General features: G+C 64.6%; 12 protein-coding genes and 1 pseudogene. 6 read left to right on the top strand and 7 right to left on the bottom strand.

Annotated elements, in window-relative coordinates:
- Positions 1–18 precede the first annotated feature (18 nt).
- Entirely contained in the window at positions 19–1,515 is a 1,497-nt protein-coding gene (locus tag C7G42_RS28145; RefSeq protein ID WP_038946438.1) for a CoA-acylating methylmalonate-semialdehyde dehydrogenase, read from the bottom strand.
- A 98-nt stretch (positions 1,516–1,613) separates the two neighbouring features.
- Between C7G42_RS28145 and C7G42_RS28140 the strand changes: the two genes are divergently transcribed.
- Entirely contained in the window at positions 1,614–2,522 is a 909-nt protein-coding gene (locus C7G42_RS28140) for a LysR family transcriptional regulator (protein WP_106952173.1), read from the top strand.
- Between the two features lie 112 nt (positions 2,523–2,634).
- Here the strand turns inward: C7G42_RS28140 and C7G42_RS28135 are convergent, their stop codons facing one another.
- Positions 2,635–3,252 (bottom strand): TetR/AcrR family transcriptional regulator, encoded by a 618-nt coding sequence (locus C7G42_RS28135; RefSeq protein WP_106952172.1) that lies wholly within the window; start codon positions 3,250–3,252, stop codon positions 2,635–2,637.
- A gap of 64 nt (positions 3,253–3,316) precedes the next feature.
- Positions 3,317–3,850 (bottom strand): PaaI family thioesterase, encoded by a 534-nt coding sequence (locus tag C7G42_RS28130; protein ID WP_106952171.1) that lies wholly within the window; start codon positions 3,848–3,850, stop codon positions 3,317–3,319.
- 154 nt (positions 3,851–4,004) lie between these two features.
- Here C7G42_RS28130 and C7G42_RS28125 point away from each other — a divergent pair, with 154 nt between their 5' ends.
- The 4 genes from C7G42_RS28125 to C7G42_RS28105 all read left to right on the top strand — a co-directional run bounded on the left by C7G42_RS28125 (position 4,005) and on the right by C7G42_RS28105 (position 9,841).
- Positions 4,005–4,775 carry an enoyl-CoA hydratase gene (locus C7G42_RS28125; RefSeq protein WP_106952170.1) on the top strand — a complete coding sequence of 257 codons (771 nt, stop codon included), beginning with the start codon at positions 4,005–4,007 and terminating at the stop codon, positions 4,773–4,775.
- A gap of 134 nt (positions 4,776–4,909) precedes the next feature.
- A complete protein-coding gene (locus C7G42_RS28120) occupies positions 4,910–6,106 on the top strand; it encodes an acetyl-CoA C-acyltransferase (RefSeq protein ID WP_106952169.1) in 1,197 nt (398 codons plus the stop codon).
- A 112-nt stretch (positions 6,107–6,218) separates the two neighbouring features.
- Positions 6,219–7,514, top strand: coding sequence for an MFS transporter (locus C7G42_RS28115; RefSeq protein WP_106952168.1), 1,296 nt, complete (start codon positions 6,219–6,221; stop codon positions 7,512–7,514).
- An 851-nt stretch (positions 7,515–8,365) separates the two neighbouring features.
- Entirely contained in the window at positions 8,366–9,841 is a 1,476-nt protein-coding gene (locus C7G42_RS28105; protein WP_106952166.1) for an FAD-binding oxidoreductase, read from the top strand.
- A gap of 26 nt (positions 9,842–9,867) precedes the next feature.
- Here C7G42_RS28105 and C7G42_RS35510 read toward each other — a convergent pair whose 3' ends face one another.
- The 4 genes from C7G42_RS35510 to C7G42_RS28085 form a co-directional block, all read right to left on the bottom strand.
- Positions 9,868–10,218, bottom strand: coding sequence for a hypothetical protein (locus C7G42_RS35510; RefSeq protein ID WP_502694239.1), 351 nt, complete (start codon positions 10,216–10,218; stop codon positions 9,868–9,870).
- A 360-nt stretch (positions 10,219–10,578) separates the two neighbouring features.
- On the bottom strand, positions 10,579–12,276 hold the full coding sequence (locus C7G42_RS28095) for a GMC family oxidoreductase (protein WP_106952165.1): 1,698 nt from the start codon (positions 12,274–12,276) through the stop codon (positions 10,579–10,581).
- A 62-nt stretch (positions 12,277–12,338) separates the two neighbouring features.
- The gene (locus C7G42_RS28090; protein ID WP_106952164.1) at positions 12,339–13,898 is read right to left on the bottom strand and encodes an acyl-CoA carboxylase subunit beta; all 1,560 of its coding nucleotides are present in this window, start codon (positions 13,896–13,898) and stop codon (positions 12,339–12,341) included.
- Positions 13,828–14,802 (bottom strand): IclR family transcriptional regulator, encoded by a 975-nt coding sequence (locus tag C7G42_RS28085; RefSeq protein ID WP_106952163.1) that lies wholly within the window; start codon positions 14,800–14,802, stop codon positions 13,828–13,830. Before C7G42_RS28085 ends, C7G42_RS28090 begins: the two co-directional genes overlap by 71 nt.
- Before the next feature lie 94 nt (positions 14,803–14,896).
- On the opposite strand from C7G42_RS28085, the pseudogene C7G42_RS28080 reads away from it, so the two are divergent.
- Positions 14,897–15,116: pseudogene (locus C7G42_RS28080) on the top strand (biotin/lipoyl-containing protein); the annotation flags it as partial.
- Positions 15,117–15,277: the final 161 nt, after the last annotated feature.

Genomic DNA, 15,277 nt, shown 5'->3' with positions numbered 1-15,277 from the left:
CAATGACGGCCGAGGCCGTCACTTCATCAGCGGGATCGAGAACTCCGCACCTTCCTTGACACCGGACGGCCAGCGCGAGGTCACCGTCTTGGTCTTGGTGTAGAAGCGGACCGAATCCGGGCCGTGCTGGTTGAGGTCGCCGAAGCCCGACTTCTTCCAGCCGCCGAAGGTGTAATAGGCGATCGGCACCGGGATCGGCACGTTGATGCCGACCATGCCGACATTGACCTTGGCCGCGAAATCTCGCGCGGCATCGCCGTCGCGGGTGAAGATGGCAACGCCGTTGCCGTAATCATGCTCCGACGGCAGCGCCAGCGCTTCCTTGTAGTCGTGCGCGCGCACGACGGAGAGCACGGGACCGAAGATCTCTTCCTTGTAGATCCGCATGTCCTTGGTGACGTTGTCGAACAGCGAACCGCCGAGATAGAAGCCGTTTTCGTAGCCCTGCATCTTGAAGCCGCGACCGTCGACGGCGAGCGTGGCGCCTTCCTTGATGCCGATGTCGATGTAGCCCTTGACCTTCTCGACCGCTTCGCGCGTCACGAGCGGACCGTAATCGGCGGACGGATCGATCGAGGTACCGATCTTGAGCGACTCGACGCGCGGGATCAGCTTTTCCATCAAACGGTCGGCGGTGGACTTGCCGACGGGGACCGCGACGGAGACGGCCATGCAGCGCTCGCCGGCCGAGCCATAACCCGCGCCGATCAGCGCATCCACGGCCTGGTCCATGTCGGCGTCGGGCATGATGATGGCGTGGTTCTTGGCCCCACCAAAGCACTGGCAGCGCTTGCCGGTCTGGGCGGCGCGCTCATAGATGTACTGCGCGATCGGGGTGGAGCCGACGAATCCGACGGCCTTGATATCGGGGTCGTCAAGGATGGCATCGACGGCTTCCTTGTCGCCGTTGACGACGTTGAGGATGCCGGCCGGCAGGCCCGCCTCGATCATCAGTTCGGCAAGCAGCATCGGTACGCCGGGATCGCGCTCGGACGGCTTGAGGATGAAGGCATTGCCGCAGGCAATCGCCGGGGCAAACTTCCACATCGGGATCATCGCCGGGAAGTTGAACGGCGTGATGCCGGCGACGACGCCGAGCGCCTGGCGCATCGAATAGATGTCGATGCCGGGGCCGGCGCCCTCGGTATATTCGCCCTTCATCAGATGCGGAATGCCGCAGGCGAATTCGGCGACCTCGAGGCCGCGCTGGATGTCGCCCTTGGCGTCCGGAACGGTCTTGCCGTGCTCGCGGGCAAGCAGCTCGGCGAGCTTGTCATAGTCGCGCTGAACCAGCTCGACGAATTTCATCATGACGCGGGCGCGGCGCTGCGGATTGGTCGCGGCCCATTCCGGCTGTGCGGCGCGCGCGTTCTCGACGGCGGCGCGGACTTCGGCCTTGGACGCCAGCGCCACCTTGGCCTGGACGTCACCGGTCATCGGCTCGAAAACGTCGGCGGTGCGGCCCGAGGTGCCCTTGACTTCCTTGCCCCCGATGAAATGTCCGACTGAACGCATGGAATGCTCTCCTTAAGGCCTGATCCGCTTTGACAAATCCTATCGACCTGCATTTTATAGGATTCAAGTCCGAGATAATGCACCATAGATGTGCGAAAATGCTGGATCAAGGCGCTATCGATTGGGACGACTTTCGCTTTGTGCTGGCCATCGTGCGGGGCGGCTCGGTCTCGGCTGCGGCGAAACAGCTTGGGGTCGACCACGCCACCGTGATCCGCCGCGTCGACCGCCTGGAGAAGCACCTCTCGGCCAAGCTGTTTGACCGGCGCAAGACCGGCTACCTCCTCACCGAGGCCGGCCAGCGCGTTGCCGACAGCGCGGAAGCCATGGAATCGACCATCGTCGCCAACCAGGAGCAGGTCGGCGGCTCCGTGGCGCGGTTGACCGGCACGGTGCGGATCGGCGCGCCCGACGGGTTCGGCACCGCTTTCCTGGCGCCACGGCTGGCACCCTTCGCCGACCGGTATCCCGATCTCGATCTGCAACTTGTGGCCACCGCGCGGCTGTTCAGTCTCTCCAAGCGCGAGGCCGATATCGCCATCAGCCTGACCATGCCGAAGGAAGGCCGCATCGTCGGCCGCAAGCTGCTCGACTACCGTCTCGGCCTCTACGCCGCCCCCACCTACCTGGACCGCTTCCCGAGAATCGCCTCGCGGCAGGACCTGCCGCAGCACCGCTTCGTCGGCTACATCGAGGAACTCCTGTTCACGCCGGAACTCGATTATCTGCCGCAGGTCTCGCCGCGGATCTCAGCGCGCTTCCGCAGCGCCAATCTGATCGCGCAGCTCAATGCCACGCTCTCAGGCTTCGGCATCGCGGTGCTGCCGCATTTCATGGCGAGTGATTATCCGCAGCTGAAAGCCGTGCTGCCGGAGGAGATCTCGATCACCCGGACGTTCTGGATGCTGATGCACGCCGACAGCAAGGATCTGGCGCGGATACGCGCGGTGGCCGACTACATCGGCGAGATCGTCGAGCGTGAACGGGCTCTATTTGCGGGGAGGTAGTGTAGGTCTCGTAGGGTGGGCAAATCGTAGCGTGCCCACCTCCTCTATCCATCGAGACAGATGGTGGGCACGGCGCAATCGCGCCTTTGCCCACCCTACGGCAGCACCTCGACTAGGTCTTCGCCTTCTTCCCCGCCGACGCCCTCGGCTCGCGCTTCACGCAATCCAGCGCACTGTCCCGGCCCACCTTCAACACCTCGTCGGAGAGCTCGCTCGACCCGGCGATGCGCGCCAGCAGCATGGTGCCGGCCATCGTCGCCAACGTCGCAACCGCCTGCTTGCGAGCGGCCTTGCGGGGCACGTTCGGGATGTTGTCCGCCAGCATCTCGATCATCTCGTCGAGCTTGCCGGCAAATGCCTTTCGCGCCTTCGGGCTCTCGCGGGCAATCTCGGCACCGAGCGCGGGAATCGAGCAGCCATGGCCGGGATTGTCACGATGCAGTGTCGACAGGTAGGCGTCCGCGATCATCGCCAGCCGCTTGTCCGGCGAAACCTCGTCCGTGAGCTTGCGCCAGTGCTCCATCGAGCGGTCCATCGCATAACCGAACGCCTCGATGACCAGCGCCTCGCGGGAATCGAAATGCGCATAGAAGCCGCCATGGGTCAGGCCCGCCTCCTTCATGAGGTCGGCGACGCCGATGCCATGGGCGCCCTTTTCGCGCAGCCGCACCGAGGCCTTCTTCACGATGCGGTCGTGGGTTTCCTGCTTGTGTTCCGGGGAATAGCGCATGCAGTTCTCATTGAATGTCGAGGGTCATCTCATAACACGCAAATGCCGAAACCGGTGCATTAATTCATGTTAAGTTGCTTCCGATCATGGAAAACGTTGCAGTTGCATGCACCGCAAGGCCTCCCTTGCCGTCCCGGACGAAACCTTCGGTATAGCTGGTCTGCCGTCCGAGCTTGATCACCTTGCCTTCGGCCGAGATCAGGCCCGAGCGAACCGAGAGCGGACGCAGGAAGGTCATTTTCAGGTCGAGCGTCACTGAGCTCTGCCCTGCTTCCAGCCGGGTCGAGATCGCGCATCCCATCGCGGTGTCGATCAGTGCCGCCGCCGTCGCCCCATGCAGGAGGCCGATGGTATTTTCGAGATCCTCGCGCGGCTCCAGTTCCATGACGATCCGGCCCGGCTCGACAACGGCCATTGTGAACCCGATCAGTTTCGCAAAAGGCGGCGGCGGCAGCCGGCCGTCGCGAATGCCCAGCATGGCATCCATGCCCGACAGGCCCATCGCCACTTTCGCGACGGGTGCCGGCACCTGCCAGTCCACCACGCGTTCACGCCGCTGCGCGGGCGAAAACAGATCGAATTGGTCGGGTTCAGTCATGGGACCCCTTTGGTATTATGAACGTCATACTATGCCACGGACTTCGCACTTGCAACTCGCCTCCCCACCCGCTTGACAACAAGGACGTTTCGGCCCGGAAGTGGCACCGACCCGCGCGCCTCGCGCCGGTCCACGAAACCTTCGAGATGCCACGATGGAAATGCTCAACCCCCACTGCGGCGTGACGCGCGATGCACGCGGCGTCGTTCATGTCGCGATCTGCAACGCCGGCCCGCTCAATATTCTCGGCTCGCCGGTGACCGACGCCTTGCGCGAAGGCCTGCAGCAGCTTGCATCCGACCGCAGCATCCGCGTCGTGGTGCTGCGCGGCCAGAGCGAGAAGAGCATGATCGGCGGCGCCGACATCAAGGAGATGGCCAAGCTCGACCAACGATCCGCCGAAGCCTTCATCAGCCACCTGCGCGATCTTTGCGAGGCCGTACGCCAGTTCCCAGCACCCGTGATCGCGCGCATGCCCGGCTGGTGCCTCGGCGGCGGGCTCGAAGTGGCGGCAGCCTGCGATTTTCGGATTGCCGCGCATGATGCGCATTTCGGCATGCCGGAGGTTCGCGTCGGCATCCCCTCGGTGATCCACGCGGCGCTCTTGCCTCGCCTGATCGGCTGGGCCCGTGCGCGCTGGCTGGTGATGACCGCAGAGAACATCGACGCACCGACGGCGCTGGCTTGGGGACTGGTCGACAAGGTCGCCCCGCCGGGCGAACTGGATGCCGCCGTCGAGCATCTGGTGAACACGCTGCTCGACTGCGGCCCAGAAGCGCTGCGCTCGCAGAAGGCGCTGCTGCGGCAATGGGAGGAGCTGCCGCTGACGGAGTCGGTGAATCTGAGCGTGAAGGTGTTCGGCGAGTCGTTCCTGACGGACGAGCCGACGCGGCTGATGCAGGCGTTCGTGAACCGGAAGCGGTAGGGCTGCCTCCTCCGATCGACGACCAAATCTCATCCCACCCACGACAATTTCTCATCCCTGGCGCGGGTTGCATTTTTTGCGCCGCATCATATGATGATCATAATCTTATACATCATCGCCAAGGGAGCTCCATCATGGCCGAAGCCGCCGATCCCGTCGTCATCGTTTCCGCCGCCCGTACCCCGCTCGGCCGTTTCATGGGCGAGCTGTCGCCGCTCCCCGCACACAAGCTTGGATCGCATGTGATCGGCGCCGCGCTGGAGCGCGCGAGGCTGGCGCCGGAGAAGGTCGACGAGGTCTTCATGGGCTGCGTGCTGCCGGCAGGACAAGGCCAGGCCCCCGCCCGCCAGGCGGCGCGCACGGCCGGGCTGCCCGACGCCACCGGCGCCACCACCGTCAACAAGGTCTGCGGCTCCGGCATGAAAGCGACCATGCTGGCACACGACATCATCCGTGCCGGCTCGGCCGACATCGTCGTCTCCGGCGGCATGGAGAGCATGAGCAACGCGCCGTATCTGCTGGCCAAGGCACGCGGCGGCTATCGCGTCGGCCATGACCGCATCATCGACCACATGATGATGGACGGCCTGGAGGACGCCTACGAGACCGGCCGTTCCATGGGCGATTTCGGCGAGGCCACCGCGGAGGCCTATCAGTTCACCCGCAAGGACCAGGACGCCTATGCGATGGAAACGCTCAGCCGTGCCCGCAAGGCCGTCGAGGGCGGCGCGTTCAAGGCCGAGATTGCGCCGATCACGCTCGCGGAGAAGGCTGGCCCCCGCATCGTCGCCAATGACGAGCATCCGCTGAAGGTCGATCCGGCCAAGATCCCCGGCCTCAAGCCGGCATTCCGCGCCAACGGCACCATCACGCCGGCCGCCTCCTCCGCCAATGCCGACGGCGCGGCCGCGCTGGTTCTGACGAAGCGCTCGCTTGCCGATCGGGGTGGCCTGCCCGTTCTCGCGGAGATCAAGGGCCACGCCACTCACAGCCAGGAGCCGCAATGGTTCACCACGGCGCCGATCCCGGCGATCCGCAAGCTGCTCGACAAGGTCGGTTGGGCTGCCTCCGATGTCGATCTGTTCGAAATCAACGAGGCCTTTGCCGTGGTGGCGATGGCGGCGCAGCGTGACCTCGGCATTCCCCGCGACAAGCTGAACATCAATGGCGGCGCCTGCGCGCTCGGCCATCCGATCGGTGCCACCGGCGCGCGGCTGATCGTGACTCTCCTGCATGCGCTCGAGGCGAACAATCTCAAACGCGGTATCGCCGCGCTCTGCATCGGCGGCGGCGAAGCGACGGCGACCGCGGTGGAGCGGCTCGGGCGCTGACCCGCTTCGTCCGAAATAGAGGGAAATGTGTCATTTCAGACTTCCCTTGTTCATGCCAGACTGCAACGATGACGCGGGTCCCCCGGGCCCCGCCAACCCACATTGAGGCCCAATGATCTCGAACTGGCTCGCGGCAGCATTGTCCCGCCGCAATATCCATTATGGCTGGGTGATGGTCGGCGTCACCTTCCTCACCGCGCTGATCAGCGCGGGCACGGTCGGCGCGCCCGGCGTGTTCATCATTCCCTTGCAGAAGGAGTTCGGCTGGAGCACGGCGGAGATCTCCTCCGCGCTGTCGATCCGCTTCATCCTGTTCGGGCTGATGGCACCGTTCGCCGCCGCCCTGCTCAACCGCTACGGCCTGCGCAACGTCACGCTGTTGGCCCAGCTTATCGTCGTCTCGGCGCTGCTCGCCTCGCTCGGCATGACGCAGGTCTGGCAGCTCGTCGCGCTCTGGGGCGTCGTGATCGGCATCGGCACCGGCATGACCGCGCTGGTGCTGGGCGCCACGATTGCCACGCGCTGGTTCGCCGCACGGCGCGGTCTCGTCGTCGGCATTTTGACCGCGAGCGTTGCCACCGGCCAGCTCGTGTTCCTGCCGCTCCTTGCAAGCCTGACCGAGCGCTACGGCTGGCGGCTGGCGCTCGGCTTCGTCTGCATCGCGCTTGGCGTTTCGGCACTGGGTGTCCTTCTCGTCATGCGCGACCGTCCGAGCGATGTCGGCCTGCGCCCGTTCGGCGACGAGGGCACCGAGCCCCTGCCTGCCCCGCCCGTGAGCCATGGCTCGATCACGGGCGTGGCGCTCGGCACGCTGCGCGATGCGTCGAAGTCGCGCGCGTTCTGGATACTGTTCGCGACCTTCTTCGTCTGCGGCGCTTCCACCAACGGTCTCGTCCAGGTGCATCTGATTCCGATGTGCCTCGATTTCGGCATCCCGCAGGTGCAGGCCGCCAGCCTGCTCGCGGCGATGGGCATCTTCGACTTCTTCGGCACCATCATGTCGGGCTGGCTGTCGGACCGTTACGACAACCGCTATCTGCTGTTCTGGTACTACGGCCTGCGCGGGCTCTCGCTCATCTTCCTGCCCTTCAGCGACTTCTCGTTCTACGGCCTGTCGATCTTCGCGATGTTCTACGGTCTCGACTGGATCGCGACGGTGCCGCCGACGGTGCGCCTCACCGCGCAGAAATTCGGGCCCGAACGCGCCAATCTGGTGTTCGGCTGGATCTTCGCCGGCCATCAGCTCGGCGCCGGAACCGCCGCATTCGGTGCCGGTCTGTCGCGCACGCTTCTCCAGAGCTACCTGCCCGCATTTTTCATCGCGGGTGCGCTCTGCGTGTTCGCCGCGCTGATCGTGCTGGCGCTCTCGCGGCAACCGAAGCTGCAGCCAGCGGCGGCCTCGACCTAGCAAGCTTTGCGAGGAGGCCGTTTCCGCCAGGATGTAGACACACTTCCGCATTCTCGCGGCACATTTCGCCCGAGCTTTGCTCTCTTCGTTGCGCCCTCTCGTCAAGAAAGGGCGCAGGGAAGGCCGGGCGCCGGCTGGCACCCGAAGTCCCGTGTGCGAACAAAGATGCGCACGGGGTGGACCACAGGTGTTGCCGGTCGTCCGGCCTTCCCTGCGCGGATGGTTTTACGGCTTATGTCGCGCTCTCCCCGGGGAGCGATGCACTATTGCCCCCGTCGCCTTGCGGATGACTGATGTATCGACCCGGTCGGGCCGCAACATCACCGCAACACTTGACGCACAGACCCCGGGCGTCAGGACCACACGATTTTGCCGCCGCGCACATCCCCGCCCCTGTCTCCGATGGCTGGCGTGCGCTCGCCATCGGGACCGAACGAGGACGCCGTCAGCGCCGTGTCGTACCGCGCGTGCCGCTGCTCACGGGGTTTCCCGCCCTGCAGTCTGCCCAGCGCGCCGACGCCGTCGCGGCCACCGCCTCCCGGCCCGCGTCTCGTGACGATCGCGAAGCGCCCCTTTTCGGCGGGCGGGATGGGCAACACATACGGTATATCCGAATTCTTGTAAAGCGAATTTTTGGGCTGGCGCGGGCGCCCGGCCACCCGAAACGCCAAAACCACCCCATGCACAGTAGCCGGATCATTATCGATCAATGACTTGGCGAGTTCGCGGCTCGTTTGCTCAGCGGCCTCAGTCGAGACATCTTGCCGTTAGACTCCCCGCTCCAAACGTGAACAATGGCAGGGCACGTTACGTGCGCAGTGCACAGCAAGATGCGCCAAGGGGAAACGAAAATGCCGACTGCCTTCCCGTCGTCCGAACCCACCATTCCGACCACTCCCCTGACCGCCGAGTTGCGGGATGCGTTGCGCGCGATCGTGGGTGAGAAGGGCCTCATCGAGGACGAGCACGGCAAGCAGCCGTTCGTGACGGATTGGCGCGGATTGCTGGCTGGCAGTGCCGGCGCCGTCGTCCGGCCGGGCAGCACAGAGGAAGTCGCGAAAGTGGTCCGGCTTTGCCATCAGCACGGCGTCGCCATCGTGCCGCAGGGTGGCAATACCGGCCTGATGGGCGGGGCCACGCCCTGGCCTGCACACACCGGCATCGTGTTGTCGCTCGGCCGCATGAACCGCGTGCTGGACGTCGATCCCGTCGGCTACGCCATGACGGTCGAGGCCGGCTGCGTGCTGCAGACCCTTCAGGAGACGGCAAGCCGGCACGACAGGTTCCTGCCGCTCAGCCTCGGCGCCCAGGGCTCGTGCATGATCGGCGGCAATCTGTCGACCAATGCCGGCGGAGTGCAGGTGCTGCGCTACGGCAATGCCCGCAATCTCGTGCTGGGGCTGGAGGTCGTGCTGCCGAGCGGCGAGGTCTGGGACGGATTGCGCGCGCTGAAGAAGGACAATACCGGCTACGACCTCAAGCACCTCTTCATGGGCGCCGAGGGTACGCTCGGCATCATCACCAAGGCCGTGCTCAAGCTGTGGCCGGCGCCGAAGGACGTCTCGACATCGTGGCTCGCGATCCGCGATCCGCGCGCGGCCCTGGAGATCCTGTCGGAGGCGCATGCGGCATCCGCAGACAATGTCGGCTCCTGCGAGCTGATGAGCCGCGCCGCCATCGACATGGTGCTACGCCATATTCCCGGCACCCAGGATCCTCTCAAGGCGAACACGCCATGGTACCTGCTGCTGGAATGGTCGTCCTCGCGGGCGCGCCAGGACGGCACGGAGGGCATGTCCGAGAAGATGGAGCAGTTTCTTGGTCATCAACTCGAGCCCGGCCGCGTGCTCGATGCGGTGATCGCTCAGACCGTCGGTCAATCGCGCAACATGTGGCGCATCCGCGAAACTGTCGCCGAGGCCTCCCGGGCCGAAGGTCCCGGGCTCAGCTTCGATGTGTCGGTGGCCATCTCCCGGATTTCGGAGTTCATCGACAAGGGCATCAAAGACGTGCGCGATATCCTCCCGACCATCCGGCCCTATCCTCTCGGGCACATCGGCGATGGCAATCTGCACTTTTCGTTCATGGGGCCATCAGGCATGGATCAGCAGACGCTGACCCAATACAAGGGCGCCATCACGCGGGCCGTGAACGATCTCGTCACCTCGATGGGCGGCTCGATCTCGGCGGAACACGGCATCGGCATCGACAAGCTCGACGAACTCAGCCATTACCGCTCGAAGACCGAACTCGACATCATGCGGACCATCAAGCGCGCGCTCGATCCCGGGAACATCATGAATCCCGGCAAGGTGCTCCGGCTGTGATGACGCCGGGCACCTCCAACACGGTCTCAGCCGCGCGGATTGACGACCGTATAGCCCCGCAGCGAACGCGCGTGGATGCGTGTGGCGTGACCGCCGGAATTGGCGTCATACGCCATCCAGGTGTCGCCTGCGAGATGCTGCTCCAGAACGAAGACATGGCCGCGGCGCGCTGCGACCATGCCCGGCGCCGGCGCCGTGCGCGGAAAGCGCAACCAGTTGGACGCCAGATTCAATTCCGGTACGACGCGGCCGAACACGCGCAGCGATGCACCGCAGCCGCAGAAGGACGAGGGACAACCGGCCGGCCGGCCGCCGACGACGCGCTCGCCGGAAACACTCATTGTGGTGGTGGCGGGGCTGCCATCAGTCACGGTCATTTGCATCGAGCGATAGGCCTGCAATGACGGGGACCTTTGAGCCCGCTCGCGGCGCGGCTGCGAATACGAGAAGTCGCAGGGCATGGTGACGTTGCATTCGGACGCTTGCTGAATTCGATAAGGCCGAGCTTCGGAAGCGGCGGAGGCGGCGACAATGAGGAAACACGCAGAAAGAACTTGCTTGATCATTTGCAGGACTCTGGGTTGGAGGTCCTGCCCCGCTTCGGAGAAACCAATATTGGTTTGACCGAAATAGGCCTGAAAGGCGGCAGAAAAAGACTTCTGCTGACGCCCTTAACACAGGTTATGTTCCGTAATCCGTGTGGTGGGCGGCTTGCTAAACCGCTGCGCGTTCAACCGCTACTGCATGATCGCAGCCGCGATCTTCTCGGCCGACATCAACACGGGAAAGTTGGTGTTGGCGCATGGCACCACCGGGAAGATCGAGGCATCGACGACGCGCAGGCCCTGGATGCCCTTGACGCGGCCCTGATTGTCGACCACGGCCATCGGGTCATCGGCGCGGCCCATGCGGCATGAGCAGGAGGCGTGCCAGACGCCGATGGTCGCCTTGCGCACGAAGGCTTCCAGCGCCTCGTCGTCGTTGATCACCTGATCGAAAGTGAACCCTTCGACCACGAAATTGTCGATCATGTAGTGGCGTAGCGCAGCCGGCCCGTCCATCAGCGTCGCGGCAATTTTGGTCAGAAGCCTGTTCTTGTTATTGACCACGCCGATCTTGCGGACCTTGTCGGTATAGGCGGCCGGGAACGGCTTGTCCGTCACCTTCTTCACGATGTCGCTCATCTGAATGGCCGCCATCTTGCGGAAGCCGCTCATCAGGCGATCGAGATCGCGCCGGTCGGACAACAGATTGAACTCGACGATCGGCTCGGCCGAAGGATCGCGCGAGGCGAGCTTGACCTGTCCGGTCTCGGAATAGGTCTTGTTGACGAAGGTCAAGAGCGAGCCGATCTGCTCGCCGACCGCATGCCAGGCCGATTTGGAAAGCAGCACGACGAACATGTCGCCCTTCGGCACGCCTTCGAGACCGGAGGAATAGCGCAGGCCGAGCTGCATGTGGCGCCTGGTGTGCTCGTTCATGCGCGCGCCGCGGCGGACGAAGGACGACAGCGAGATCGAGGGATGATCCATCAGGCGTTGCCCGACGCCGGGCAGTCCCATCAGCACGGGAATGCCCATATCCTTGAGGTGGCCGACCGGGCCGATGCCGGCGCGCAGCAGGTGCGCCGGAGAATGGATCGCGCCGCTGGAGAGGATGATCTCGCGGCCGCGGAATTCCTGCTCGCGTCCGTTCACCACGGCCTTCACGCCGACGCATTGCGTGCCCTCGAACAGCAGCTCGCGGACTTGCGTGTTGGTGGAGATGGTGAGATTGGCGCGCTGGCGGGTGTCGCGGTCGAGATAGCCCATCGCGGCCGAGACGCGCTGCTCGGCCTGGTTGGAATGCGTCACCGGGAAGAAGCCGTCGACGAACTCGCCGTTCTGATCGGGCAGGAATTGATGGCCGGCCTGCTGGAAGGCATCGGCGAAGGCCTGCGAATGCTTCGTCCAGTGCTCGCGCGGTATGCGGCGCACAGGGATCCTGCCGTCCTTGCCGTGGTAAGGGCCGTCGAAATCGAGATCGCGTTCGACCTTCTTGAAGAACGGCAGCACATCGTTCCAGCGCCAGCCCTCGGCGCCGCGCGCGTCCCATTCGTCGTAATCGGTGGGCGCGCCGCGATTGGCCATCTGGCCGTTGATCGACGAGCCGCCGCCCAGCACGCGCGCCTGCTCGTATTTACGTAAGGGGGGACGGGCTTCGTTCGGATTGTTGTGGCTGACGACCTGGGTCGTGACCTTGAGCTCGGTCCAGTGGAAGCGCGGATCGAAATAGGCCGTGCCCGGATAGCTGTCCCTGATCTCGGCCGGCTCGTTGCCGGGCGGCGTGTCCTGACCGGCTTCGCACAGCAGGACCTTGTTGGCACTCTTCGCCGAAAGCCGGTGGGCCAGCACGGACCCCGCAGAGCCGCCGCCCACGATAATGAAGTCATACACGATTGGCGCTTCCTGTTGCGTCTATTGAGTTTCTCGATTGCTTCGCAACGACAGCCGCACTGCTACGGCCTGATCGAAAAGTTCGCCGGCGGTCCCGGCTTGCGCAAGGGCTCTGCCAGCCGGGCGAATTCGCACAACAGCGACCGTGTCTTCCGGGGATCGATGATCTCCTCGACCCAGAATTTCTCGGCCGAGCGGAACGGCGAGCGCAGCTTGTTGAGGCGCTCCTGGATTTCCTCCAGCTTGGCCGCCTTGTCCTCGGCCGCGTCGATGTCGGCGCGGTAGGCGGCCTCGATGCCGCCTTCGAGCGGCAGCGAGCCCCAATAGGCCGAGGGCCAGGCGTAACGGATCGAGAAGCGGTCGGCCGGCTGGTGCACGACCCCGGCAACGCCGAACGCGTTGCGCAGGATCACGGTGCACCAGGGCACGGTGGTCTGGTTCACCGCGGCCATGACGCGGACGCCGTGACGGATGGTCGCCGCCTTCTCGGCATCGAGACCGATCATGAAGCCCGGGCAATCCATGAGATAGACCACCGGCAGATGGAAGGTCTCGGCGAAGTCGACCCAGCGCACCACCTTCTGGCAGGCATCCGCCGTCCAGGAGCCGCCATAGTGAAAGCTATCGCTGGCGAGCAGCAGCACGGCCCTGCCTTCGAGCCGGGCGAGACCGACGATGATAGGCTTGCCGAAATTCTTGCCGACCTCGAAGAACGAGCCCCTGTCGACGACCGACTCGATGATCGGGCGCATCTTGTAGACTTGCTTCCGGTTGCGCGGCACCGCGTTCATCAGCGCCTCGTCGCTGCGCTCTGGATTGTCGGTGCAGCGCAGGGTCGGCGGCAGCTCGTAGACCGAGGACGGCAAATAAGACAGGAAGCGCCGCGCGCAGGCGAAGGCCTCCTCCTCGGTGTCGACCGCATGATCGACCGCGCCGGCGCGGGTCTGGATGTCGGCGCCGCCGAGTTCCTCCTTCGAGAGGTCCTGCCCCAACGCCTTCACCACCGGCGGCCCCGCGACGAACATCGCGGACTTCCGGGTCATGATCGAATAGTGGCTGGCGGCAAGCCGCGCGGCGCCGAGCCCTGCGACGGAGCCGAGGCCGAGTGCGACCACCGGCACGCGCGACAGGTTCTCAGTCGTGAAGCGATACCAGCGCGTGCCGCCGATACCGCCCGGCAGGTTCGCCGCGCCCTTGGTCTCGATGGTCTTGACCGAACCGCCGCCGCCGGAGCCTTCGATGATACGGACGATGGGCAGACGGAGATCATGCGCCATCTCCTCCGCCATCAACGGCTTTGCGGAGATCGACGCATCCGCCGAACCACCACGGACCGTGAAATCGTCGCCGACCACGACCACGGTGCGGCCATCGACGCGCGCGCGGCCGAACACGCAGTTGGCCGGCGTCAATTTCTGCAGCTCGCCGCTGGAATCGTACTCACCGATGCCGGAGACGGCACCGATCTCGTGGAAGCTATCGCGGTCGATCAGCTCGTCGATACGCTCCCGAACAGTCAGCCGGCCCTGGTCATGCTGTCGCTTGACCTTGTCAACGCCGCCCATCTCCCGCGCGAAGGCTTCGCGCCGGGCGAGCTCGTCGAGTTCCGGCTTCCAGTTCATTCACTCCCTCCGAATTGATCGGCTTGTTATTGTTGTGCACGGCCATTGCGACCGGTTTACGCGACATGCGGTTGTTGAAGGCGTCGCCTTCCGCGCCCTCCATCAGGCTGCCGAGCGAACGGCCGAGCTCGAGCATCAGGGGTGCGACTTCAGCATGCAGCCGCTGCTCGTCATACATCGTTGACAGAAGGCCGATCGTGATGACGACGTAGGTCTGGTACTGCGGCGACCAGATCGGCACCGCGAGCCCGTTGATGTGCGGGCTCCACAAGCCGCAGGCCACGACATAGCCGCGCTCGCGCAGCATCTGCCGGTTGGCCTCGATGCGTGGCTTGAGGATCTTCGCGGCCTCGGGCGCTTCGCGCTCGACGTCCGCGATGAAGGCATCGCCGATCTCCGGCGCTAGCGCTGCGGTGTAGGCCGCGCCCGCGGCGGTCGAAGCCATCGAGATGCGGCTGCCGGTGCCCTCGTGAAGGCCCAGCGCCGAGGCCGAGCGCGCGAACTGCAGATAGACCAGATGGAAGCGATCGGGCACGACGAAGCCGACGGTGCCCGGCAGCTGCTCGGCGACTTCCTGCAGCCGTTGCCGGATCATGCTGCGCAGCTGCGCGCCCTTCATCATCGAAGCGCTCATCGCCACCGCGCTCGGGCCGATGCGATACTTCTGGTCACGCGGCAGATAGACCAGCTGGCCCATCCGCGTCAGCGTGTGCGTCAGCCGCGACACCGTCGAGCGCGGCAGGCCGCAGCGATTTGAAATCTCGAGATTGCCGAGCCTGGCCTCATGGCCCTCGAAGCATCGCAACACGTCGAACGCGCGCGACACCACCTGAATGACATCACCCTCGCCGGCATCGCCAGCGAGCACGCCCTGCCTACTCAACCGCTCGGATCGTCTTCCCATGTTCCCTACCGTTTGTTCCGCTGTGCGGAATTAAATTCCACTTGGAGATGACGCTACCTCACTCATTTTGCGGCGACAACAAAAAGGCGATGGCATGCCAGAAATTAAGATGCGTCACGGAAGTCGCGCAGTGCGTCTGCGCAACTCCCGTGCAAGTTGGAGGAACCGTTGCGGATGGCGATGAAATTGTAATCGGCGAAGCCATGAAGATGGAGATGCCGGTATCCTCGCCCGCCCGCGGCATGATCACGTCGCGTCCAATGAAGCTCGATGACGTCGTGGCGGAGGGACAGGCGGCTGCGATCATCGCGAGCTGGCTCGCTCTCCATTGTTTCCGCGGCAATCTGTCAGTCTCATTCCTACATGCGCGGTACGGCGTTGCCATCGCCTGATACGGATGACATGATCCGTCGCAAACAAACTCTGTTTCAAACAAAGAACGAAAATCTTCGCGGCGAACGCGAAGTTCATTGGA

Source organism: Bradyrhizobium sp. MOS003 (assembly GCF_003020125.1).
Classification (GTDB): Bacteria; Pseudomonadota; Alphaproteobacteria; order Rhizobiales; family Xanthobacteraceae; genus Bradyrhizobium.
This window is presented reverse-complemented; position numbering and strand designations above follow the sequence as displayed.